Source organism: Burkholderia stagnalis (genome assembly GCF_039848545.1).
GTDB lineage: Bacteria > Pseudomonadota > Gammaproteobacteria > Burkholderiales > Burkholderiaceae > Burkholderia > Burkholderia stagnalis.
In genome coordinates this window covers 2,216,749-2,239,725 of the sequence record NZ_CP156686.1, presented here as the reverse complement: position 1 = coordinate 2,239,725, position 22,977 = coordinate 2,216,749, and the positions used below count along the sequence as shown (strand labels likewise).

The following is a 22,977-nucleotide window of genomic DNA, read 5'->3' as shown; positions in this document are numbered from 1 at the left end:
GCGCCGCCCGGCCATCGCGCCACGCAATCGGCTCCGCCAACCCCTCCCGCCGTTCCCCCGCCTTTTCCCGCTCCGGCCCGATTCCCCGGCCGCCACCCCGCACGGGGTAAAATGCGCGCCGCAACGCGTTGCGCGCCCGGGCGTCGCGATCGGGCCACGGCGCCGCCGCCGCCCGCCGCCCGCCGCGCGACATGCCGGCGGATGCCCGTCGCGCATGCGACGAACCGGCGACGCGCGCCCGCGTGCCGCCCGGCGCGGCACCGATCCGACTTCCCCTGATGCGTATTCCGGACCGATCGGCAGGCCCATGGCCTCGTCGCCGGCCGGCGCGCATCGGCAGGCGGCTTCGACAGATTGAGCGGCGAGTTTCAGATCCGGAAAGATGACAGTGAACAGAACAACTGCGTCGCCCGCACGGCGGCGGCGCGCGTGCGTCGGCGTGGGGCTCGGCATGACGCTTTTCGCCGCGCAGGCGGGCGCGGCCACCGGCGACGTGCCGGACGCGGCCTCGAATGCGGACGCGCCGGCCGGCGCCGCCACGCTGCCGGCCATCACGGTGAGCGGTGCGCGCGGCACTGCGCTGCGCGCGCGCACGGCCTCGGTTGCCGGGTACGACGATGCGCCGCTGCATGACACACCCGCGTCGGTCAGCGTCGTGACCCGCGCGCAGATGGACGACCAGCAGGCGAAGCGGCTCAGCGACGTGGTGAAGAACGACGCGTCGGTCAACAACGCATACGCGCCGGTCGGCTATTTCGAAGGGTTTGCGATCCGCGGCTTCCCGGTCGACCTCGCCAGCGCGATCCGGATCGACGGCCTGACCGTGTCGGGCGAGCAGAACGTGCCGCTCGAGAACAAGGAGCGCGTCGAGATCCTGAAGGGGCTGGCGGGCATCGACAGCGGCGTCGTCGCGCCGGGCGGCGTGGTCAACTTCGTGACCAAGCGCTCCGCGAACGTCGCGAGCGTGACCACGGGCGTCGACAGCCGCGGCTCGACGTCGGCCGCGGTGGATCTCGGCCGGCGCTTCGGCGTCGACAACCAGTTCGGCATCCGGATCAACGCGGCGAAGGAGAACATGCACTCGTACGTCGACGGGACGAACGGCCGCCGCACGTTCGGGTCGATCGCCGCGGACTGGGACATCAGCCCGCGCGCGAGCCTGCAGCTCAATGCCGAGTTCCAGCAGTGGATCCAGCGTTCCGCGCCCGGCTACCAGTTGCTCGGCGGCACCGTCGTGCCGTCGGTCAAGACGACGTCGAAGGCGCTCGGCACGCAGCCGTGGGCGAAACCGCTGACGACCGATGCGCTGAATCTCAACGCGCGCTTCGACTACCAGTTCAACGACGACTGGAAAGCCTATGTCGCCGCGGGCCGCAGCCGCACGATGATCGACGACAACAGCGCGTTCGCGTACGGGTGTTCGTACGCGGCGAGCTGCGCGGCCGGCAACACGTCGCCGTTCTTCTTCGGCGCGAACGGCGATTACGACGTGTACGATTTCCGCAGCCCGGGCGAATACCGCCGCAACGACGACGTGCGCGCGGTGGCGACCGGCAAGTTCGCGACCGGGCCGCTGCGCCACGAGCTGACCGTCGGCACGAGCGTGCAGCGGCGCGTGGTGCACATGGCCGACGCCGTGTACGACTATGTCGGCAGCGAGAACATCTACGGCCCGGACACCACGTTCGCGCCGTCCTCGAACGTCGCGGGGCCGTCGTATCCGCGGCTCGACGCGTGGCAGTACGCGGTGTTCGGCGTCGACCGGGTCAGCATCGGCGATCACTGGCAAGTGCTCGCGGGCGGCAAGGAAGTGCTGCTGCGGCAGCGGAGCTGGAGCAGCCTCGACGGCCCGCAGACCCGCACCGACCGCTCCGTGTTCCTGCCGCAGGTCGCGCTGGTCTACAAGCCGGTGAGCGCGCTGTCGCTCTATGCGTCGTACAGCAAGGCGCTGTCGCTCGGTGATCAGGCGCCGGTGCGCGCGAGCAACGCGTATGCGTTCCTGCCGCCGGTCGAATCGCATCAGGTCGAGGTCGGCGCGAAGTACGACTGGCTCGATCGCTTGAGCCTCACGGCCGCCGTGTTCTCGATCAGCAAGCCGTTCCAGTTCGCGCAGCCCGACGCGTCGAACAGCAGCTACACGTTCGTGCAGCGCGGCACGCAGCGGCACCAGGGGATCGAGCTCGGCGCGGCGGGGCAGCTCACGCGGCGGCTGTCGCTGACCGCGTCCGTCGCGGCGATTCGCGCGCGGGCGTACGATTCGGGCTCGCCGGCCTACGAGGGGCATCAGGTCATCAACGTGCCGGCGCTGCGCGCGTCGCTGTATGCGGACTATGCCGTGCCGGGCGTCGCGGGGCTCGACGTGCTCGGCGGCGTCGACTACAGCGCGAGCCGCAACGCGAACGAGGAGGGCTCCGCGCGGGTGCCGTCGTGGTTCGTGTTCAACCTCGGCGCGCGCTATGCGACGAAGATCGGCGGGCACCGCACCGTGCTGCGCGTGTCGGTCGACAACCTGTTCAACAAGTTCTACTGGCGCGACGCGGGCGAGCAGCAGGGCGACGCGTACCTGTTCGCCGGCGCGCCGCGCACCGCGCGCATGTCGTTGACGGTCGATTTCTGAGCGCCGCGCCGACTACACTGGAGAGTACGAACGATGTCCACCCTTGAAATCGCCGGCGTGATCGTCAGCGCGCTCGCGATCTGGCTGACCGCGAAGCGGCGCATGCTGTGCTGGCCCGTGGGGCTCGCGTCGGTCGCGCTGTACGGCTGGATCTTCTTCGACGCGAAGCTGTATTCGGACATGCTGCTGCAGGGCGCGTTCGCGGTGCTGCAGGTGTATGGCTGGCGGCGCTGGCTCGCGCAGCGCGACGGCGCGGCGGCCGGCGATCACGCAGCGCACGGCGCGGTGGTGCCGGTCAGCGGCGTCACCGCCACGAAGGTGTTGCCGGACCTGCTCGCGGCGGTGGTGGGCAGCGCGCTGCTCGGCGGCATCATGGCGCGCTGGACCGATGCCGCGCTGCCGTTCGTCGACGCGTCGCTGACGGCGTTCAGCCTCGTCGCGCAATACTGGACCGCGCGCCGCTACATCGCGTCGTGGGGCCTTTGGATCGTCGTCAACGTGGTCTACGTCGGGATGTTCATCGTCAAGGAGCTGTACCTCACCGCGGGGCTGTATGCGCTGTTCATCGGGCTTGCCGTCGTCGGCTGGCGCGACTGGCGCAATGCGGCCGCGGCGGTTCGGGCGGCGGCGGGCGCCGCGGTGCTCGCGCCGCGCGAACGCGGGCTCTGATTCGTTTCCGGAGGAATGTCGCCGATGTCCAATCCGACCGAGCCGACCGCGCTGGCGGCCCATGCCGCGGCCGACGCGGTCGCGCCGCCGCAGTTCGGCGTCGACGGCGAGCAGGCCGAACGCGACTGGCCGCTGATCACGCGCGACGAGGCCGCCGCGATCCTCGCGCGGATCGACGGCGCCGGTGCGCCGGCGCGGCTTGCATGGCACAGCCCGCGGCCGTTTTCGGCGGCGGTGCTGGTGCATACCACCAGCGGCCGCGCGCTGTTCGTGAAGCGCCACCACGTGCGAATCCGCGACGTCGCGGGCCTCGAGGAAGAGCATCGGTTCATCGCGCACCTGCGCGGGCATGGCATTCCGGTGCCCGACGTCCTCGCGGACCGCGACGGCGCGACAGCCGTCACGCTCGGCGACTGGACCTACGAAGTGCATGCGGTCGCGCCGGGCGTCGACGCGTATCGCGGCGTGATGTCGTGGAAGCCGTTCATGCATGTGTCGCATGCATACGAGGCCGGCGGCGCGCTCGCGCGGCTGCATCGCGCGGCGGCCGGATTCGACGCGCCGGCGCGGCCGGTGCGGCTGCTGCTGTCGAGCTTCAGGGTGCTGTCGTCGGACGATCTGCCCGGCGCGCTCGAACGCTGGGTCGACGCGCAGCCGCTACTGGCGCGCGCGCTGGCCGCGCGCAACTGGCGCGACGACATCGCGGCCGCGATCGGCCCGTACCACGCGCGCTTTGCACCGCTGCTGCCCGCGCTGCCGCCGCTGTGGACGCATGGCGACTGGCATGCGTCGAATCTGCTGTGGAGCCATGGCGAGCCCGGCGCGCAGGTGCGCACGGTGCTCGATTTCGGGCTGTCGGACCGCACCTGCGCGGTGTACGACATCGCGGTCGCGATCGAGCGCAATGCAATCGACTGGATGGCGCCGGCGGATGCGCGCCGGATCGAGTACGCGCAGATCGATGCGCTGCTCGACGGTTACGAATCGATCACGCCGCTCAGCGATGACGCGTACGCGGCATTGGTGGGGCTGCTGCCGATCGTGCACACCGAGTTCGCGTTGTCGGAGGTCGCGTATTTCGACGGCATCGTCGGCTCGCCGGAGACGGTCGATGTCGCATACGACGGCTACCTGATCGGGCATGCGCGCTGGTTCGGCGAGCAGGACGGGCGGCAGTTGCTCGCGTGGCTGGCGAATCGCCGGCGGGCGCGCAACGCGGGGGCATAGGCTGCGCGCGAGCGGCGGCGCGCTGCCCGCCGCCGGCGCACGCCTGCGTCGTCAAAGCTGCGCGAGCGCCTGGTCGAGATCCGCGATCAGGTCGTCGATATGCTCGATCCCGATCGACAGCCGCACGGTTTCTTCCTTCACGCCCGCCTTCGCGAGTTCCGCCGGCGACAGCTGCCGATGCGTGGTCGACGCCGGATGCGTCGCGAGCGATTTCGTGTCGCCGATGTTGACGAGCCGCGTGAACAGCTTCAGCGCATCCTGGAACTTCGCGCCGGCCGCGCGGCCGCCGCGCACGCCGAAGGTCAGGATCCCCGGCGCGCGGCCGGACAGGTAGCGCGCGACCAGCGCATGATCCGGATGATCGGGCAGCCCCGCGTAATTCACCCACTCGACCTGCTCGTGACGCGCGAGGTGCTGCGCGATCTTCAGCGCGTTGTCGCTGATGCGCTCGACGCGCAGCGCGAGCGTCTCGATGCCCTGCAGGATCTGGAACGCGTTGAACGGCGAGATCGCCGCGCCCATGTTGCGCAGCGGCACCACGCGCGCGCGGCCGATATACGCGGCCGGGCCGAACGCTTCGGTGTAGACGACGCCGTGATAGCTGACGTCCGGTTCGTTGAGCCGCTTGAAGCGATCCGCATGCTCGGCCCACGGGAACTTGCCGGAATCGACGATCGCGCCGCCGAGGCTCGTGCCGTGCCCGCCGAGATACTTGGTCAGCGAATGCACGACGATGTCCGCGCCGTGCTCGAACGGCCGCAGCAGGTACGGCGACGGCACGGTGTTGTCGACGATCAGCGGGATGCCGTGCCGATGTGCGATGTCGGCGAGCGCCGCGATGTCGGTTACGTTGCCGAGCGGATTGCCGACCGATTCCGCGAAGATCGCCTTCGTGCGCGCGTCGATCAGCGGCGCGAACGACGCGGGCTCGCGCGGATCGGCGAAGCGCGTCGTGATCCCGTATTGCGGCAGCGTGTGCGCGAGCAGGTTGTAGGTGCCGCCGTACAGCGTGCTCGCCGACACGATGTTGTCGCCGGCTTCGGCGATCGTCAGGATCGCGTTGGTGACGGCCGACTGGCCCGACGCGAGCGCCAGCGCGCCGACGCCGCCCTCGAGCGCGGCGATGCGCTGCTCGAGCACGTCCGTCGTCGGGTTCATGATTCGCGTGTAGATGTTGCCCTGCACCTTCAGGTCGAACAGGTCGGCGCCGTGCTGCGTGTCGTCGAACGCGTAGGCGACGGTCTGGTAGATCGGCACCGCGGCCGCGCGCGTGGTCGGGTCCGGGCGATAGCCGCCGTGCACGGCGATGGTTTCGAGGCGCCAGGAAGAGGCCCGTTCGGTCATGGTGTGCTCCGTCTGTTGTTGTGATGGTTCGAGGTCCGGCCGATTATAGGAGCGGCCGGGTGCGGACCTTAGAACGATTGGTTCGTTGCATATTCGTTGCGTGTCGGCGCGCGCGGCATAGAATGCCTTTTTCCTCAGACGAAAGGAAGGTACGCGATGAATCAGGATCTGTGGACGCAGATGGACGCGTATTTCTCCGCGACGCTCGTTCCGTCCGACGCGGCGCTCGATGCTGCGCTGGCCGCAAGCGAAGCGGCCGGGCTGCCGGCGATCAACGTCGCGCCGAACCAGGGCAAGCTGCTGCAACTGCTCGCGACGATTCGCGGCGCGCGGCGCATTCTCGAAGTCGGCACGCTTGGCGGCTACAGCACGATCTGGCTCGCGCGTGCGCTGCCGCCGGGCGGAAGGCTCGTGACGCTGGAGCTGAACCCCGAGCATGCGAAGGTCGCGACGCAGAACATCGCGCGCGCCGGGTTCGCGGAGGTCGTGTCGGTCGTCGTCGGCAGCGCGAAGGACAGTCTCGCGCAGCTCGTCGAAGCGGGCGCCGAGCCGTTCGACTTCATCTTCATCGACGCGGACAAGGAGAACAACGCGGTGTATCTGGACGCGGCGCTGAAGCTGTCGCGCCCGGGCACGGTGATCGTCGTCGACAACGTCGTGCGGCAGGGGCGCGTGGCGGATCCGGACAACTATGATCCGGACGTCGCCGGCGTGCGTGAAGGGTTCAGGTTCACCGCGGCGCAACCGCGCCTCACGACGACGGCCGTGCAGACCGTCGGGCTGAAAGGGTGGGACGGGTTTGCGATTTCGATCGTCGGGGAGTAGTGAGCGGGCGTCGGGCGCGCCCACCGGTCATGGTCGCCCCGGGTCCGTCTCGCTGCATCGTTCCCGGTCGTCACGCAGCACGATCCGGCGAATCCGCCCACGGTCGTAGAAGGGCACTTCGGGACAGAAGCGCGGCCCGCCAGCGGTCTGTGTGCGCTTCCACCTGACTGCCTCGGTGCGCACGATCGTGGGTGCATGGCCCGCCGCACCGGGCTTCCAGATATCGACATGCGTGCGCGCCAGAAAGGATGGTTCGCCGATGTCGCATCCCTTGAGATCGCGGATCGTCGACTTCAACCCGGTGGCGGTCTGTTCGATGCGTTGCGGATAGTCGATGTAGCCGTCGCCGTACTCGGGAATGACGTAGCAGTAGCGGCGCGTATCGCCGTCGAGAACGGGCAGGATATGGCTGCTTTGCGTGTCGATCTCCGTCACGTCGCTGCCTTGCCACCGGTAGGTCGTGACGCCGTGGTCGCAGCAGCTCGCCCGCCAGCTCGTCCAGATGATCCGGTGCACCGGGTCGTAGTCCGGCGATGTGATGTCCTGCAGCTTCGGCGGCGCGTCGACGAAGCGCCGCGTCTTCGGATCGAAGAGCCAGGTCTGGTACGGAATGTTCGGGCTGGCGCCCAACGACTGCGCAAGCATCAGGTCGGGCCAGCCATCGAAATTCGCGTCGACGATCTCCGGCGTGAACAGGCCGCATGGGCCGACGGAAGCAGTCGCCAGCGTTTGCACGAGCCGGCCCTTGTCGTACAGGCGGATGGCCGAGACGCTTGCGGAATCGCTACAGCGGCCGTCGCTGGGCACGCCGTGCGCGACGAGCCGGATCTCGTATGGAAACGGCTTGCCCGTATGCGATTGCGATAGCGCGACAGGAAGCATTCGCTTGCCGTCGGGAGAGTGCCAGGTGCCGGCAGCTGTTTCATCGAGCGCGCTCATGTCCCAGCTGCCGGTGGCGCGATCGGGATTCGAACGTGCGCCGATGTCGCGCTCGGCCAGCTGGGTGCGCTGCGCGTCGAATTTGCCTTCGAGCGTCAGGCGATTGCGCTTGTCGAGCGTGCACGGCAGATAGCAGTATGTGCCGGACACGGCGTCGCCGGTGCGCGTCAACGCCACCTCGACGCGTTTCGTGCCGACCGTGCCGGACCACTCGCGTATCCAGAACGGAAGTTCGACGGTGTCGGCGGGTTGCGGCGTTGCGGAGGCCGCCGCGGCCGCATGCAGGCCGGTGAGGGCGCACGTGGCCGCGATGGCGCGGGACAGGATGGTGCGCCAGCGGTTGAGGCGGAAAGATGCCGATCTTGGCGGCGATTGGTCGGATGCCGGGTGGCGCATGTAGCGATTTCTCTCGATGTTGTTGTTTGCGCGGTCGGTGAAGCGGGCAGTTTGCCATCGGACTGGCGATCCGCAATGTAACGTCAGCGCGCGTTGCGGTTCAGGTGTGCGAGGGGATGCCCGTATCTGTGTCGGTCGAACTGCGGCCTTCGGCGAGCGTTGTGGCGGAGATAGCCTGGCGCCATGGCCTGTTATCGCGCTCTTCCTTTAGCTCGCAGCCACGATCAAAGTCGACCGAATACCAAGCTGGCATTGACGCCCCCAAAACCAAAGCCATTGGAGATCGCATAATCCGTCGATATCTTGCGGGCCGTACCGCTGACAATGTCGATGCCTTCCGCGGCCGAATCGGGCTCTGTCAAGTTCAGCGTGGGCGGCGCAAGCTGATCGCGCAGAGCAAGCACGGTGAAAATCGCCTCCACACCGCCCGCCGCTCCGAGCAAATGTCCCGTCGAGGACTTGGTGGCTGATACGGCCGGACCTCGACCCGTCCCGAATATCGCCTTGATGGCAGCCAGTTCACTGATGTCGCCGACCGGCGTGGACGTTGCATGGGCATTCAAATGCCCGATCAGCCCGGGTTCGAGATTCGCCTGCCGGATTGCCAGTTCCATCGCTCGCTGTCCGCCGGCGCCGTCTTCGGGCGGCGACGTCATATGGTGTGCGTCGGCGCTGGTGCCATAACCGAGCACTTCTGCAATCGGAGTGGCGCCGCGCCGCAATGCGTGCTCAAGGTCTTCGATAACGAGCATGCCGGCACCTTCTCCCATGACAAAGCCATCTCGTCCAGCATCGAACGGGCGGGATGCCTGCGTTGGACGGTCATTAAAGCCCGTGGACATGGTTCTCGCAGCGGCGAATGACCCCAGGCTGACGCGATCGATGCAGGCCTCGGCTCCGCCACACACCGCAATATCGGCTTCACCGGCACGAATGAGGCGCGCCGCGTCGCCGATGGCCTGTGCGCTCGCGGCACAGGCCGTCACCGGCGCGCCGAGGGGACCACTGAAGCCGTGGCGGATGGAGATGTGGCCAGCTGCCATATTGGCCAGGAAACTGGGAACGGTGAAAGGAGACAGGCGCCTCGGCCCGCGGTTATCCGTGATCCTGACCGCTTCCACGATCGCCCCGAACCCGCCTACGCCAGATGCCACAATGGTTGCCGTCCTTTGACGAGCGCCTTCGGTCTCAGGTTGCCAGCCGGCGTCCTTCAATGCCTCTTGCGCCGCGCTCAGCGCAAACAGACTGAAGCGGTCCATCTTCTTCTGGTCCTTGGGTTCAACTGCGAGGCCCGGATCGAACCCCCACGGGCAGCCGGACGTCAACATGGGCACGACGCCCCCGACCTTTGTTGCGATGCCTTCCGTGATGTCGTCAGGCAAACCGGCCAAGCCTGAATGACCCTTCAAGAGACGGCTCCATACGGATTCAATCTCACATCCCAACGGCGACACGATACCCATTCCGGTCACGACAATGCGTCTCGAATTCAAACCAAAACTCCTATTTCGATAGACGAAGAAATGCAGCCAGTTATTGGCACAATGCGCCATCTGGCAATTACAGGGGGCTTGAGGAATTCCGGAACTCGCGTGCAGTATAGGCAGGCTGGAAGCAAAAAATTGGCGCATCGCGCCAATCGATATGCGAAGTGCGCCATAATGCGCGGACCATGAACCTGTCCCGCCAAAGCCCGCTCACGCTTTCCGCTCACTTCTTGCACGGGATGCTGCGCGTCATTCGCACCCGTCACGGAGAAGACGTGGCGGCGAAGGCACTCGCAAGCGCCGCCATCCCCCGGTCCTTGCTCGATCAGCCTGATGCACGAATGACACGCGAGCAATATGTCGCGTTGTACCGGGCGGTCGCGGCGAGACTCGATGACGAGATGCTGGGACTTTGGTCCAGGCCAATCCGGGGCGGCACGTTAAAGTACCTCATGCTCAGCTTGCTGGACGCGCCTACCGTGCTGGTCGCGTTCAATCGATTTGTGCGCTTCTGGAATCTGCTGCTCGATGACTACCGGCTGCTGATTTCCACGAAGAACAATCTGGTGCGATTAGCTCTGGTGGAAAGGATGTCCTGCACGCAGGTCACGCCACTCGGACATGAGTTGATGATGAAGCTGGTTCATGGCATAGCCTCATGGTTGCTCGGCAGGGAGATCATCCTGCACCGTGTCGAGTTCGGCTTCGCCAGGCCGAGGCATGTGGACGACTACGCGTTCCTGTTCCCCGGCGCAGTGCATTTCGATACACGAGTGACGAGTATTTATTTCTTGTACCAGGACTGCGCGGAACCGTTCAAACGCGAGAAGCACGAGCTATGGGCATTCCTGAAACGTGCTCCGGGAGACTGGACGTTCAGTGCATTTCATCACGGCTCCATTGTGGCCAAGACGCGGGAATATCTTGAACAGAACATCGCGCGGGCGGTGACGATACAGGATCTTGCAGAAGCATTGCACACCTCTGTACGCACGCTCAACCGTCGGTTTGCAGAGGAGGGCACGCATTTCCAGCTGGTGAAAGACGGGCTGCGACGGGATATTGCAGTTCATCGGCTGACAAACTCAAATACGAGCGTGGCGGTGCTGGCATTTGATCTCGGCTTTTCCGATGCCACCGGCTTTTGCCGCGCATTCAAGCATTGGACCGGCAGCAGTCCTTCCGACTATCGCAAGGGCAGCCGTCAAGGTGAGTGACGGGAAATTGATATGTTTCGACACATCGATGCTGCGCAATGACGACAGCGATGCGCTTTGGGCGGAAGCCAACCGGCAGCGGAGCGCGCTGGGAACCGGTGAAGTGCGCGGAGATCTCTGACCATTGCCTGCAATTGGGGTCTCAAGTCGTGCTGGATGCGGGGCTAGAGGCAGGTCGGTCACGTGGTACGCCGGACTCTCGGTTGCTGCAACCGATCCGCTAAAGGAGGACAAGCTTTCGGATCTTCGGAACAAGTGACCGTTGTGCGCTGACGCCTGCACCTCGTTGGTGCAACCGCTCGACCGGCAGCAACGGGTCGGTAAGCGACCTCGACGGAAATCCGCGATGAACCAAAAAAGCGGCGCGATGCCCTGAAGCATCGCGCCGCCCACGCATCACCGGCCTTCGAGCGCATCCAGCATGAACGCATCGAGCATGGCGACATCCCCCCACGGCCGCTTGTATTCGCGATCATGCTCGGCATCGGCGAGCATCGACTCGACGAGCGTGTGGATAGCAGGCCGCCGCGGCCCATACTCCCCTTCGCCCGCCCGCATCTTCAGCTCGATCAATGCATCGAGCTCCGCGAGCACCGCCGGTTCGTGCACGGTGCCCGCCACGAGATCCGCGAACCGCATCGGCGGCATCCCGAGCCCCATGTCGATCCAGCGCACCGCGAGCAGCGGCCGCAGCACATACAGGTACTTCTTGTAGCGTACCGTCTCGCCTTGCAGATACCCGCGAAAGTTCTTCTTCGCCATCGACAGGTAATGATGCCGCCCGCGCATCGGTGAAAAGAACGCGTTGGCGAGCGCTCTGAGCCGCAACGCCAGCAGCGCGTCCTCGCGATACACGACCGGCGAATCGAGCCATTCGAGCAGCGTCGGGTTCGAGCGATGCAGCAGTTGCAGTGCCTTGCGCAGTTCCCAGCCGCTGACGTCGAGTTCGTCGTCGAGCGGCCGCTCGATCACGTCGCGTTGCGGCTCGACGCGCAGATACCAGTCGCGTCGGTGCACGTAGACGAAGCGCACGTCGTAGTCGCTGTCCGGCGACGCAAACCCCCAGCCGCGGCTGCCCGATTCGCACGCGAACAGCACCTTCACGTCGTAGCGTCGTTCGACATCGTCGAGTTCCGCGAGCACGCGCCTGCGCACGGCCGGGTCGACCGGATGGGCGCTGTGCACGGTTTTCATGTCTTCTTCTCGTTTCATCTTGTTCTCTCGTATTGCGCGCGGCCGCCCGGCCCTCGGCCGCGCCCCGCGCTATCCCTTCACGCACACCACCTGCCGCAGCGTATGCACGACCTCGACGAGGCTGCGCTGCGCGGCCATCACCGCGTCGATGTCCTTGTAGGCCATCGGGATCTCGTCGACCACGCCCGCGTCCTTCCGGCATTCGACGCCTTGCGTCGCCTTCACCTGATCCTCGACCGTGAAGCGGCGTTTCGCCTCGGTACGGCTCATCGAGCGCCCCGCGCCGTGGCTGCACGAACAGAAGCTCTCCGGATTGCCGAGCCCGCGCACGATGAAGCTCTTCGCGCCCATCGAGCCCGGAATGATCCCGAGCTGCCCCTTCTGCGCGGACACCGCACCCTTGCGGGTCACGAGCACGTCCTCGCCGAAGTGGCGCTCCCGCTGCACGTAGTTGTGGTGGCAGTTCACCGCGTGCTCGTCGATGCCGAACGGCTTGCCGATCACGCCGCGCGCCGCCTCGATCACCGCGTCCATCATCACCTGGCGGTTGCGTCGCGCGTAGTCCTGCGCCCAGCCCACCGCTTCGACGTAGTCGTCGAAGTGCCGGCTGCCCTCGGTGAAATACGCGAGGTTGCGATCCGGCAGGTTCGCGATGTGCTGCCGCATGTCGGCCTGCGCGAGTTCGATGAACAGGCTGCCGATCGCGTTGCCGACGCCGCGCGAGCCGCTGTGCAGCATGAACCACACGCTGTCGTTCTCGTCGACGCACACTTCGATGAAGTGGTTGCCGGTGCCGAGCGTGCCGAGATGCACGTAGTGGTTGGTCTTCTCCAGCTTCGGATACTTGTCGACGATCCGGCGGAACCCCGGCGCCAGCACCTTCCACATCTCGTCGACCTGCTGCGGCGCACGGTTGCCCCATGCGCCGGGATCGCGCCGGCCCGGCGCGCGGCCGTGCGGCACCGCGCGTTCGATCGCGCTGCGCAGCCCGGCCAGCGAATCCGGCAGGTCCGACGCGACGAGCGTCGTGCGCGCGGCCATCATCCCGCAGCCGATGTCGACGCCCACCGCGGCCGGAATGATCGCGCCTTTCGTCGGAATCACGCTGCCGATCGTCGAGCCCTTGCCGAGGTGCACGTCCGGCATCACGGCGACGTGCTTGAAGATGAACGGCATCTGCGCGGTGTTGCGCAGTTGCGCGCGCGCATCTTCCTCGACGGCGACGCCTTGGGTCCACATCTTCACCGGCTTGCCGTGCGCCAGTTCCATCACTTGATAATCCAGTTCACTCATTGCCTTCACCTGCATTCGTTATGGTTCGCGCGGCGCTCGTGCGCCGCGCCGCCGCGTTCATTGCGCGGCCTTGATGTTGACCAGCCCGTTCAGCACCTGGTCGAGACCGCCGAACACCGAGATGCGGTCGATCCGTTCCGCGATCCGCTCGAGCGTTTCCAGCTCCTTGAGCCGCAGCGCGGTCGGGTTCTCTTCCATCACCTTCGCGGTGTTCAGCAGCGAACGGGTCGCCGCGGTTTCCTCGCGGCGGCGGATCACGTTCGCCTGCGCGGCCTTCTCGGCCTCGACCACCTGCGCGAGGATCGTCTTCATGTCGCCCGGCAGCACGATATCCTTCACGCCGACGCTGCGCACATCGACCCCCGAATCGGCGAGCCGCGGGAGCACCTGTGCAATCACGACCTCGTCGATCGCCTGCTTGTCCTCGAGCAGCTCGTCCAGCGTGCGCGTGCCGACGGCGGCGCGCAGCGCGAACTGCAGCTCGCGGTACAGGTGCTCGACCGGCTTCTGCAACTGCCCGTATGCGCGCAGCACGTCCGCGTAGCGCCAGGTCGCCGACAGGTTCAGCCGCAGCGCGACCTTGTCGCGCGTCAGGATTTCCTGCCCGCCGACCTCGAGCGCCTGCAGTCGCAGGTCGACGAGCTCGACCGTCACGTCGCGATTGAAGCGCCAGAATGCGGACAGGCCGGCATCCAGCAAGCGCTCGATCTTGCCGTCGATCTTCAGCACGCCGACATGGTAGGCCGGCACCTGGGCCAGCAGCACGCCTTCGAGCCCCGAGACGCCGCGCGCGCGCAGCGCCGGCTGCGTCAGGCGCTTCGCCAGTTCGGCCGGCAGCGTGCCGCCCTGCGCGAGATCGATCCGCTCGAGGCGGTGCTCGATCAGGCCGCGCCAGTACAGCCGGCGCGTGCCCGGCGGCACGATCTCGACGAGCACGTCGTCCTCGTAGCGCAGGCCCGTCTCGTCGTCGGCCAGATCCATCGCGACGAAGTCGCGCGCCAGCACGTCCTGCGCGTCGTGGCGCAGGTAGTCGGCGAGCGCCTGGCTTTCCTTCCCGCCGACCTCGAGCGCCTGCTGGCGCAGGTCGACGAGCTCGACGGCCACGTCGCGGTTGAAGCGCCAGAACGCGGACAGGCCGGCGTCCAGCAGGCGCTCGATCTTGCCGTCGATCTTCAGCATGCCGACATGGTAGGCCGGCACCTGGGCCAGCAGCACGCCCGCAAGCCCCGCGACGCCGCGTGCGCGCAGCGCCGGCTGCGTCAGGCGCTTCGCCAGCTCGGCCGGCAGCGTGCCGCCCTGCGCAAGATCGACGCGTTCGAGACGATGCTCGAGCTGGCCGCGCCAGTAAAGCCGGCGCGTGCCCGGCGGCAGGATCTCGACGAGCACGTCGTTCTCGTAGCGCAGGCCTGCCTCGTCGTCCGCGAGATCCATCGCGATGAAATAGCGCGCGAGCACGTCCTGCGCATCGTGGCGCAGGTAATCGGCGAGCGCCTCGTCGGCGAGCGGCGCGTCGAGATGCGCGGTCTGCACCGTCAGACGATTGAACGGATCGAAAGCCTTGAACACACCCGGTTCGAGCACCTTCACGAAATCGCCCTCGCTCATCAGCAGCGCGCGTTCGTTCTTTTTCACAACATGACGCTTCCACATATTCTTGTCCTTTTCTTCTTGGTCCGCCGGCGGACGCGCATCGCACGGATCGGGGTGCGGCGCGAACGGGCGGGCGGGGCGTCGGGCGCCGCACTGGCGCGCGCGGCGACGCGTACTGCATGGCGTCGTCGTGCGCGTTCGCGCGGGCCGTCGGGCCGCCCGGCCGTTCGCGCGGAACCGCGACCGGTCCGACGCGCGGCGGGCCTTGCGGCCCGCGCCGGCGGGTACTGCTTTTCATCTACGAGACTGTCCTCGCGGACAGCGTTCGAGCGGGATTCGAACCCGCTGCACATCGGTTTTCACCGACTGCTCTACCCGAATGAGCTACCGAACAGGTGGGCGCCCCGGGATTCGAACCCAGGCTCACGCATCCAGCGCGCCCGTTTGCCTTCGTCCGTCCATGGCGGCATGCGCGACCGCGACGAACCGGTCAAGGTTCGGCGGCGGCGCACCAGCAGGGCTTGTGAACCCTGGCTCGCGGGCCAGCGGGACATCCGGCGCTTTTTATATAGCGAGGAGCGTGCCAGCGGGGCGGATGTCGATCGAATGTGCTTGGCAACGTATTGAATTGAAAAGGGAAATTTTTTTGGTGGACAGGATCGGGCCGGTTCGCCGTCGATCGCGGGATCAGGAAAATCTGATACGATCCGATCGTCATTTATAAATATGGATAAACATGCGCAAGACTGTCGCGATCGGCTTTCTCGGCACCGTGCTCGACCAGGGCGGCCGCGCACACCGCCGCTGGCAAAAGTGGCGGCCGACGGTCTCGCTGTGCCAGCAGCCGGATCAGCCGATCGACCGGCTCGAACTGCTGCACCCGCCGAGCCACGCACGCCTCGCGAACCGCTTGAAGGACGATCTTGCGCGCGTGTCGCCGCACACCGACGTGCGGCTCACGCCCATCACGATCCACGACCCGTGGGATTTCGAGGAGGTCTACGCGACGCTGCACGACTATGCGCGCGCGTATCCGTTCGATCTCGATCGCGAGGATTACCTGATCCACATCACGACCGGCACGCACGTCGCGCAGATCTGCTGGTTCCTGCTCGCCGAGGCGCGCTACCTGCCCGCGCGGCTCGTGCAGACCGGGCCGCCGGAGCGGACCGACGAGGGGCCGAGCGGGCCCGGCACGGTGTCGGTGATCGATCTCGACCTGTCGCGCTACAACCGGATCGCGCAACGCTTCACGCGCGAACGCGACGAGACGGTGTCGTTCCTGAAGGCCGGCATCGCGACCCGGAATGCGCGCTTCAACGCGCTGATCGAACAGCTCGAACGCGTGGCCGTGCGCTCGCGCGCGCCGATGCTGCTGGTCGGGCCGACCGGCGCGGGCAAGTCGTTCCTCGCGAAGCGGGTGTACGAGCTGAAGCGCGGCCGGCATCGGCTCGCGGGGCCGTTCATCGAGATCAACTGCGCGACGCTGCGCGGCGACGCGGCGATGTCCACGCTGTTCGGCCACGTGAAAGGCGCGTTCACCGGCGCGCAGAATGCGCGCGCGGGGCTGCTGCGCGCGGCGGACGGCGGCCTGCTGTTTCTCGACGAGATCGGCGAACTGGGGCTCGACGAGCAGGCGATGCTGCTGAAGGCGATCGAGGAGAAGCGCTTCCTGCCGGTCGGCGCGGACGTCGAGACGGCGAGCGATTTCGAGCTGATCGCCGGCACGCACCGCGACCTGCGGCAGATGGTGGCGGCCGGCACGTTCCGCGAAGACCTGTACGCGCGGATCAACCTGTGGACCTATGAATTGCCGGGCCTCGCGGCGCGCCGCGAGGACATCGAGCCGAACCTCGATTTCGAGCTCGACCGCTTCGGCCGCGAGCAGGGCGAGCAGGTGCGCTTCAACGTCGAGGCGAAGCGGCGCTATCTCGCATTCGCGGCGTCGCCGCGCGCGGCGTGGGCCGGCAACTTCCGCGAGCTGTCCGCATCGGTCACGCGGATGGCGACGCTCGCCGATGCGGGGCGCATCACCGAGGCCATCGCCGATCAGGAGGTCGAACGGTTGACGCAAACGTGGTCGGCGACGGATGGCGCCGACGATCTCGTCGACGCGGTGTTCGGCGCGCGCGCGGCGGAACTCGACCTGTTCGACCGCGTGCAGCTCGAGCGCGTGCTCGACGTATGTCGTGTGGCGGCGAGCCTGTCAGAGGCCGGGCGCACGCTGTTCGCGGTGTCGCGGCAGAGCAAGAAGCAGCCGAACGACGCGGACCGGCTGCGCAAGTATCTCGCGCGGTTCGGGCTGGATTGGGACGGCGTCCGGCAGGCGCTCGACGCGCTGCGCTGAGCGACGGCGTGCGTCAGGCGCCCGCGTGCATTGCGGGTTGCAGGAACGGCTGCACGAAGGTCCAGCCAGGATGGGCGGCGGCGACGTCGCCGAGCCCGCGCGCGAGCGCATGCGGCGGCAGCCACGGATAGCCGAGCGCGCCGTGCAGCGCATCGAGCCTGTCGGCGCGCGGATCGTCGATCGTATCCATCCGCACGATGTGAATGTGCAGCCGCGCGATCCGCTCCGCGCCGTCGTGTTCGCGCGCGAACTGCCAGCGATACGTGCCGTTGCCGATCCGCAGCGCGCCGCTGTCCTTCTGCCGCATCACGACGAGCCAAGGCATCTCGCACGCGCCGTCGCCATTCACGTGCGGTTCGACGCACACGTAATGGGTGCGGCACCGCTCGAAACGCTCGCCGAAATCGCCGACGAGCGTTTTCGCGATCGCCGGCGCGCCGTCGGCGCGCGCCGGAAAATCGATGTCGTTGCTGGCGAGCGAGAAGCTCAGTTCGGCATCGGCGGCGAAGCAGGCCGCGATGAGTTCGGGGCGGTTCAGGTCCTTGGCGCGCAGATAGCCTTCGAGCAGCGCGCGGACGGTGGCCCGATCGGGCGATGAAAACATGGGCATTCCTCCGGCATCCAGTACTCGCTGCTCGTGTCGGTCGCGCATCTGTCCCGCGACGACGTCATCACTGTCAGCCGCCTCGCGGATCACCTGCACCTGAGCGGCGTGTTCGTCACGATCGAAACCATCGCCAACGGCGACCGCGCGACGCTCGATCTCGCGCACATGATCGCCCGTCAGGACAAAAGCTGACGTACGCGTTCAGTGCGCCGCCCACTCGATCGCGTTCATGTCGACGCCGTCGAGATGCATGTCCCACAGCGGGCTCAGCTCGCGCAGCCTGACGACGGTGTCGCGCACCTGCGCAATCACGTCGTCGACTTCCGCCTCGGTCGTGAAGCGGCCGAGCGTGAAGCGGATCGAGCTGTGCGCGAGTTCGTCGTTGCGGCCGAGCGCACGCAGCACGTACGACGGCTCCAGCGACGCCGACGTGCATGCGGAGCCTGACGACACAGCCACGCCCTTGATCCCCATGATCAGCGATTCGCCTTCGACGAAGTTGAAGCTGATGTTCAGGTTGTGCGGAATGCGCTGCGCCATGTCGCCGTTCACGTATGCTTCGTCGAGTTCCGACAGGCCGGCCAGCAGCCGGTCGCGCAGCACGCGGACCCGGCGGCTCTCCTCCATCATTTCCCGCTTCGCGAGCCGGAACGCCTCGCCCATCCCGACGATCTGATGCGTCGGCAGCGTGCCCGAACGCATGCCGCGCTCGTGGCCGCCGCCGTGCATCTGCGCCTCGATGCGCACGCGCGGCTTGCGCCGCACGTACAGCGCGCCGATGCCTTTCGGGCCGTAGACCTTGTGCGCGGTCATCGTCAGCAGGTCCGCATTCAGCGCATTCACGTCGACCGGGATCTTGCCGATCGCCTGCACCGCGTCGCAATGAAACACGATGCCGCGTGCGCGGCACAGCGCGCCGATCTCGGCGACCGGCTGCACGACGCCGATCTCGTTGTTCGCGAACATCACCGACACGAGGATCGTGTCCGCGCGTAGCGCGGCCTTGAACACGTCGAGATCGACCAGGCCGTTTTCCTGCACGTCCAGATACGTCACGTCGAAGCCTTGCCGCTCGAGGTCGCGGCAGGTGTCGAGCACGGCCTTGTGCTCGGTCTTCACCGTGATGATGTGCTTGCCCCGGCCCTTGTAGAAGTTCGCCGCGCCCTTGATCGCGAGGTTGTCGCCTTCGGTCGCGCCCGACGTCCACACGATCTCGCGCGGATCGGCGCCGATCAGCGCGGCAACGTGCGCGCGCGCTTCCTCGACCGCCTGCTCCGTCTCCCAGCCGTAGCTGTGGCTGCGCGACGCGGGGTTGCCGAACTGCTCGTGCAGGAACGGCACCATCTTGTCGACCACGCGTGGATCGACCGGCGTCGTCGCGCTGTAGTCCATGTAGATCGGACGCTTCGTCTGCTTGTCATGCATGGGGCGTGGCTCCTTGTGACAGTGCCGTGCGCGTCGGGCGGCAGGCACCGGGATGCGGAAGCCGAAGTGTAAGTGCAGCCTTCACCCGCGCGCGCAACATCCATCCCGCGAGTAGGGGCGCTTTCAAACAGCGCTTTGAACCCGGGACTGATGTTTGCGAGAGGGGGAGAACCATGTGACGACAAGCGCGCGTGCGTCACGCGCGGCAGATCGCGATGATCTCCGCGCTGGATGCGGCGTCGAACGGCGCGCCGCGCCAGTCGCCGAACCAGTCGATGTCGGCGAACCCGGCTGCGCGGAGCCGCTCGTGCAATGCGGACTGCGCAATGAAGCGCAGCCGGCTCGCATTTTTCAGCAGCGCGCCGTCGCGCGCGAAGCGATAGTGCGTGTCGAATGAGACGATCTGCCCGTCGGCGCGGCACGCATCGTGATGCACGTCCACCGCGCCGGACACGGGCGAGTGCACGGTGCGCGCGGTGCGTTCGGGCGTCCACGTGCGCCACGGTTCGATCTTCGGATTGCGCGTTTCGAACAGGAAGCGGCCGTGCTCGGTCAGCGCGCCGCGCACGTCGCGTAACGTGGCGTCGATGGCGTCGTCGGTCAGCAGGCACTGGAACGCATGCCCCGTCATCACGACGACATCGAACGGCGGCAGCGCCGCCGCATGCGTGCTGTCGCCGCCGAGCCACTGCACGGCGTCCGCGCCGGGCTGGCGGCGCGCGTAGTCGAGCATGGCGTGCGCGGGATCGATTGCGACCACCTGATGGCCCGCGGCCGCGAGCCGCCGCGCGAACGTGCCGGTGCCGCAGCCGAGATCGAGGATGCGCTGGCGCGCAGTGCCGATGCGCGACGCGTAGAACGCGAAGTCGTGATCGCCCGCGTTCAGCAGGTCGTAGATCGCGACGAGGCGCGAATCGGTGTAGAGCGTGTCGCCGGTCGACCTCATCGCTGCTGCGCGGCGACCTTCAGTCCGAGCGAGATGAAGATCGTGCCGATGATCTTGCCCTGCCAGCGCGTGAGCCACGTGAGCCGCTTCACGAGCCGGCCGAGCGGGCGGACCGAGCATGCGATCAGCGTCGTGTAGAGCGAGCTGAGCGCGACGAAGATCAGCCCGAGCACCGCGAACTGCACGAACGTCGAGCCGCGCTCCGGGTGCACGAACTGCGGCATGAACGCGAGGAAGAACAGCGCGGTCTTCGGGTTCAGCACTTCGGCGGGGATCGCCTGCAGATACGCATTGAACGGCGTGACGGGCGACATCTTCGGCAGCGACGGATCGGAGGGCTTCTCGAGCAGCGCGCGCACGCCGAGGTAGATCAGGTACGCGGCGCCGGCCAGCTTGACGACGTTGAACGCGAGCGCCGACGTCATCAGCAGCGCGGACAGCCCGACGGCCGCGAACAGCGTATGGACGAAATCGCCGCTCGCGACGCCGAGGCCGGTCAGGATGCCGGTCTTGCGCCCGGCCTGCACGGTGCGGCTCAGCACGAGCAGCACGGCCGGGCCGGGAATCAGGAACAGGCCGAGCACGACGGCGACGAAGGTGGTCAGCGTGGTCAGGTCGAACATGGCGGCTCCGGTGGCAATGCGACGGGGCGAGGGATCGGGGCATTGTAGTCCGTTCGCCGCCGCGTTGCCGGCGGTGCCGCTGCCGGCAATTACGCCTTCTGCGAGCGCCCCAGCTCCGCCGCCAGGAACTCGACGAACGCACGAATCCGCGCGGACATCTGGTGGCGCTGCGCGTACACCGCGTAGATGTCCGCGCTCGGCGTCTCGTGATCGGGCAGCACGACGACGAGGCGGCCGTCGGCCAGATATTCGTTGATGTCCCATTCGGCGCGCATCAGGATTCCGTGCCCGTCCAGCGCCCATTTGACGGCGATCTCGCCATCGTTGGTGGTCAGGTTGCCGTTGATCCGCACCGCGTCGGTCTTGCGCGCCGCGCCGCGGCCGCTCGTCAGCCGCCACACGCCATAGCTTTCGTCGCCCTGGCGGATGCCGATGCAGTTGTGTTTCGCGAGATCGTGCGGCGTGGCGGGCACGCCGTGCTTCGCGAGGTACGCGGGCGCCGCGCACAACAGCCGGCGGTTCGGCGCGAGCCGCCGCGCGACCACGCGGGTGTCGGGCGGCTCGCCGAAACGGATGCAGACGTCGAATGCGTCGTCGGTGAGCGGCGGCGGCATCACCGACAACTGCAATTGCACCGCGACTGCCGGATAGCGCGCGACGAAGCGCGAGATCGCCGGCCCGACATGGCTGCGCCCGAAGCCAAGCGTTGCGTTCACGCGCAGCAGCCCCTTCGGGTTTTGCTTCGCGCTGCCGAGCAGTTCGCCGAGCTCGTCCATCTGGTCGAGGATTCGGCGCGCGTATTCCAGGTAGACCTCGCCTTCGGGCGTCAGCATCATCCGCCGCGTCGTGCGGTTCACGAGCGTGACGCCTGCGCGCTGCTCCATCAGCGTGAGCCGCTTGCTGACGGCCGCCGCGGTGAGGCCGAGCTCGCGTGCGGCGGCGCTCAGGCTGCCCGACGCGGCAAGCGTGGAAAAGAAGCCGAGATCGGCCGGCTGGACGGCGTCCGCCATCGCGTCACTTGTGAATTCAGGTTAAAGATGCTTTGAGTGTAGCACCGGTTGCTGCGCTTCAAGTTGAGTACAGTGCGTTCACGATCACGATCAACAGAGGACGGAGACATGAAGACGTACCGTATCGCAACGATTCCCGGCGACGGCATCGGCAAGGAGGTGGTGCCGGCCGGCAAGCAGGTGCTGGAGGCGCTCGCGCGCGGTAGCCGGCGCTTCGCGTTCGAGTTCGAGAATTTCGATTGGGGTGCTGACTATTACCGCGCGCACGGCGTGATGATGCCCGCCGACGGGCTCGACGCGCTGCGCGGCAAGGACGCGATCCTGTTCGGCTCGGCGGGCGACCCCGGCGTGCCCGACCACGTGACGCTGTGGGGCCTGCGCCTGAAGATCTGCCAGGGGCTCGACCAGTACGCGAACGTGCGCCCGACGCGCATCCTGCCCGGCATCGACGCGCCGCTGAAGCGCTGCCAGCCGGAAGACCTGAACTGGGTGATCGTGCGCGAGAACTCGGAAGGCGAGTATTCGGGCGTCGGCGGCCGCGTGCACCAGGGGCACCCGATCGAGGCCGCGACCGACGTGTCGATCCTCACGCGCGCGGGCGTCGAACGCATCATGCGTTTCGCGTTCCGGCTCGCGCAATCGCGGCCGCGCAAGCTGCTGACGGTGATCACGAAGAGCAATGCGCAGCGCCACGCGATGGTGATGTGGGACGAGATCGCGAAGCAGGTCGCGCAGGAATTTCCCGACGTGGCATGGGACAAGGAACTCGTCGACGCGGCCACCGCGCGGATGGTCAACCGCCCGGCGACGCTCGACACGATCGTCGCGACCAACCTGCACGCGGACATCCTGAGCGATCTCGCCGCCGCGCTCGCGGGCAGCCTCGGCATCGCGCCGACCGGCAACATCGATCCCGAGCGCCGCTATCCGTCGATGTTCGAGCCGATCCACGGCTCCGCGTTCGACATCATGGGCAAGGGGCTCGCGAATCCGATCGGCACGTTCTGGTCGGTCGTGATGCTGCTCGAGCATCTCGGCGAAGCGGACAGCGCCGCGCGCGTGATGCACGCGATCGAAGCCGTGACCGCCGATCCGCTGCTGCACACCGGCGATCTCGGCGGCCGTGCGACCACCGCGCAGGTGACGGCGGCCGTCTGCGAACGCATCGAGAAAGTCGAGGTCGCGGCGTAAGCGCCGGCGATCTTCCGCCCGCGACTCGCG

18 protein-coding genes, 1 tRNA gene and 2 pseudogenes are annotated in these 22,977 nt (G+C 67.3%); 9 read left to right on the top strand and 12 right to left on the bottom strand.

The genetic code is table 11. The features are described 5' to 3' along the window. Positions 1–382: 382 nt before the first annotated feature. The 3 genes from ABFO07_RS26660 to ABFO07_RS26650 are packed head-to-tail and all read left to right on the top strand — an operon-like array spanning position 383 to position 4,513. Positions 383–2,617, top strand: a complete 2,235-nt coding sequence (locus ABFO07_RS26660; RefSeq protein ID WP_347468869.1) for a TonB-dependent siderophore receptor — start codon at positions 383–385, stop codon at positions 2,615–2,617. Between the two features lie 33 nt (positions 2,618–2,650). Continuing rightward, entirely contained in the window at positions 2,651–3,286 is a 636-nt protein-coding gene (gene pnuC / locus ABFO07_RS26655) for a nicotinamide riboside transporter PnuC (protein ID WP_059801830.1), read from the top strand. Between the two features lie 24 nt (positions 3,287–3,310). Beyond that, positions 3,311–4,513, top strand: a complete 1,203-nt coding sequence (locus ABFO07_RS26650) for a phosphotransferase enzyme family protein (protein ID WP_347468868.1) — start codon at positions 3,311–3,313, stop codon at positions 4,511–4,513. 51 nt (positions 4,514–4,564) lie between these two features. On the opposite strand, the gene ABFO07_RS26645 is transcribed toward ABFO07_RS26650, so the two are convergent. Then, complete coding sequence (locus ABFO07_RS26645; protein WP_059801832.1) at positions 4,565–5,857, bottom strand: O-acetylhomoserine aminocarboxypropyltransferase/cysteine synthase family protein; 1,293 nt, start codon at positions 5,855–5,857, stop codon at positions 4,565–4,567. 156 nt (positions 5,858–6,013) lie between these two features. Here ABFO07_RS26645 and ABFO07_RS26640 point away from each other — a divergent pair, with 156 nt between their 5' ends. Next, on the top strand, positions 6,014–6,682 hold the full coding sequence (locus ABFO07_RS26640; protein ID WP_347468867.1) for an O-methyltransferase: 669 nt from the start codon (positions 6,014–6,016) through the stop codon (positions 6,680–6,682). Between the two features lie 27 nt (positions 6,683–6,709). Here the strand turns inward: ABFO07_RS26640 and ABFO07_RS26635 are convergent, their stop codons facing one another. Continuing rightward, positions 6,710–8,017, bottom strand: a complete 1,308-nt coding sequence (locus tag ABFO07_RS26635; protein ID WP_347468865.1) for an XAC2610-related protein — start codon at positions 8,015–8,017, stop codon at positions 6,710–6,712. Between the two features lie 224 nt (positions 8,018–8,241). Further along, positions 8,242–9,510, bottom strand: a complete 1,269-nt coding sequence (gene fabF, locus ABFO07_RS26630) for a beta-ketoacyl-ACP synthase II (protein WP_059963528.1) — start codon at positions 9,508–9,510, stop codon at positions 8,242–8,244. Between the two features lie 179 nt (positions 9,511–9,689). On the opposite strand from fabF, the gene ABFO07_RS26625 reads away from it, so the two are divergent. Together ABFO07_RS26625 and ABFO07_RS26620 are read left to right on the top strand one after the other, a co-directional pair. Continuing rightward, positions 9,690–10,721: an AraC family transcriptional regulator gene (locus tag ABFO07_RS26625; protein WP_059563345.1), complete on the top strand. Its 1,032-nt coding sequence runs from the start codon at positions 9,690–9,692 to the stop codon at positions 10,719–10,721. 28 nt (positions 10,722–10,749) lie between these two features. Beyond that, a pseudogene (locus ABFO07_RS26620) lies at positions 10,750–10,842 on the top strand (ATP-dependent protease); the annotation flags it as partial. Positions 10,843–11,117: 275 nt separating this feature from the next. Here the strand turns inward: ABFO07_RS26620 and ABFO07_RS26615 are convergent. The 4 genes from ABFO07_RS26615 to ABFO07_RS26600 all read right to left on the bottom strand — a co-directional run bounded on the left by ABFO07_RS26615 (position 11,118) and on the right by ABFO07_RS26600 (position 15,192). After that, the gene (locus tag ABFO07_RS26615) at positions 11,118–11,933 is read right to left on the bottom strand and encodes a nucleotidyltransferase domain-containing protein (protein ID WP_347468864.1); all 816 of its coding nucleotides are present in this window, start codon (positions 11,931–11,933) and stop codon (positions 11,118–11,120) included. A gap of 51 nt (positions 11,934–11,984) precedes the next feature. Next, entirely contained in the window at positions 11,985–13,208 is a 1,224-nt protein-coding gene (locus ABFO07_RS26610; RefSeq protein WP_060352254.1) for an RtcB family protein, read from the bottom strand. Positions 13,209–13,265: 57 nt separating this feature from the next. Then, the gene (locus ABFO07_RS26605) at positions 13,266–14,387 is read right to left on the bottom strand and encodes a slipin family protein (RefSeq protein WP_347469693.1); all 1,122 of its coding nucleotides are present in this window, start codon (positions 14,385–14,387) and stop codon (positions 13,266–13,268) included. A gap of 732 nt (positions 14,388–15,119) precedes the next feature. Beyond that, positions 15,120–15,192 (bottom strand) — tRNA-OTHER (locus tag ABFO07_RS26600). 342 nt (positions 15,193–15,534) lie between these two features. On the opposite strand from ABFO07_RS26600, the gene rtcR reads away from it, so the two are divergent. Next, a complete protein-coding gene (gene rtcR, locus ABFO07_RS26595) occupies positions 15,535–17,145 on the top strand; it encodes an RNA repair transcriptional activator RtcR (protein WP_059963522.1) in 1,611 nt (536 codons plus the stop codon). A gap of 13 nt (positions 17,146–17,158) precedes the next feature. Here the strand turns inward: rtcR and ABFO07_RS26590 are convergent, their stop codons facing one another. After that, positions 17,159–17,749 carry a nuclear transport factor 2 family protein gene (locus ABFO07_RS26590; protein ID WP_347468862.1) on the bottom strand — a complete coding sequence of 197 codons (591 nt, stop codon included), beginning with the start codon at positions 17,747–17,749 and terminating at the stop codon, positions 17,159–17,161. Positions 17,750–17,758: 9 nt separating this feature from the next. On the opposite strand from ABFO07_RS26590, the pseudogene ABFO07_RS26585 reads away from it, so the two are divergent. Beyond that, a pseudogene (locus tag ABFO07_RS26585) lies at positions 17,759–17,944 on the top strand (MarR family transcriptional regulator); the annotation flags it as partial. 9 nt (positions 17,945–17,953) lie between these two features. On the opposite strand, the gene ABFO07_RS26580 reads toward ABFO07_RS26585, so the two are convergent. The 4 genes from ABFO07_RS26580 to ABFO07_RS26565 form a co-directional block, all read right to left on the bottom strand. Next, complete coding sequence (locus ABFO07_RS26580; RefSeq protein ID WP_059884463.1) at positions 17,954–19,177, bottom strand: IscS subfamily cysteine desulfurase; 1,224 nt, start codon at positions 19,175–19,177, stop codon at positions 17,954–17,956. 196 nt (positions 19,178–19,373) lie between these two features. Next, positions 19,374–20,123, bottom strand: coding sequence for a class I SAM-dependent methyltransferase (locus ABFO07_RS26575; RefSeq protein WP_347468860.1), 750 nt, complete (start codon positions 20,121–20,123; stop codon positions 19,374–19,376). Further along, positions 20,120–20,746 carry a LysE family translocator gene (locus tag ABFO07_RS26570; RefSeq protein ID WP_059892380.1) on the bottom strand — a complete coding sequence of 209 codons (627 nt, stop codon included), beginning with the start codon at positions 20,744–20,746 and terminating at the stop codon, positions 20,120–20,122. The genes ABFO07_RS26575 and ABFO07_RS26570 overlap by 4 nt, the downstream gene beginning before the upstream one ends. A gap of 89 nt (positions 20,747–20,835) precedes the next feature. Then, on the bottom strand, positions 20,836–21,756 hold the full coding sequence (locus ABFO07_RS26565; RefSeq protein ID WP_059563337.1) for a LysR substrate-binding domain-containing protein: 921 nt from the start codon (positions 21,754–21,756) through the stop codon (positions 20,836–20,838). A 108-nt stretch (positions 21,757–21,864) separates the two neighbouring features. Between ABFO07_RS26565 and ABFO07_RS26560 the strand changes: the two genes are divergently transcribed. Beyond that, positions 21,865–22,947, top strand: a complete 1,083-nt coding sequence (locus ABFO07_RS26560) for a tartrate dehydrogenase (RefSeq protein WP_059563336.1) — start codon at positions 21,865–21,867, stop codon at positions 22,945–22,947. The last annotated feature ends 30 nt before the right edge of the window (positions 22,948–22,977 follow it).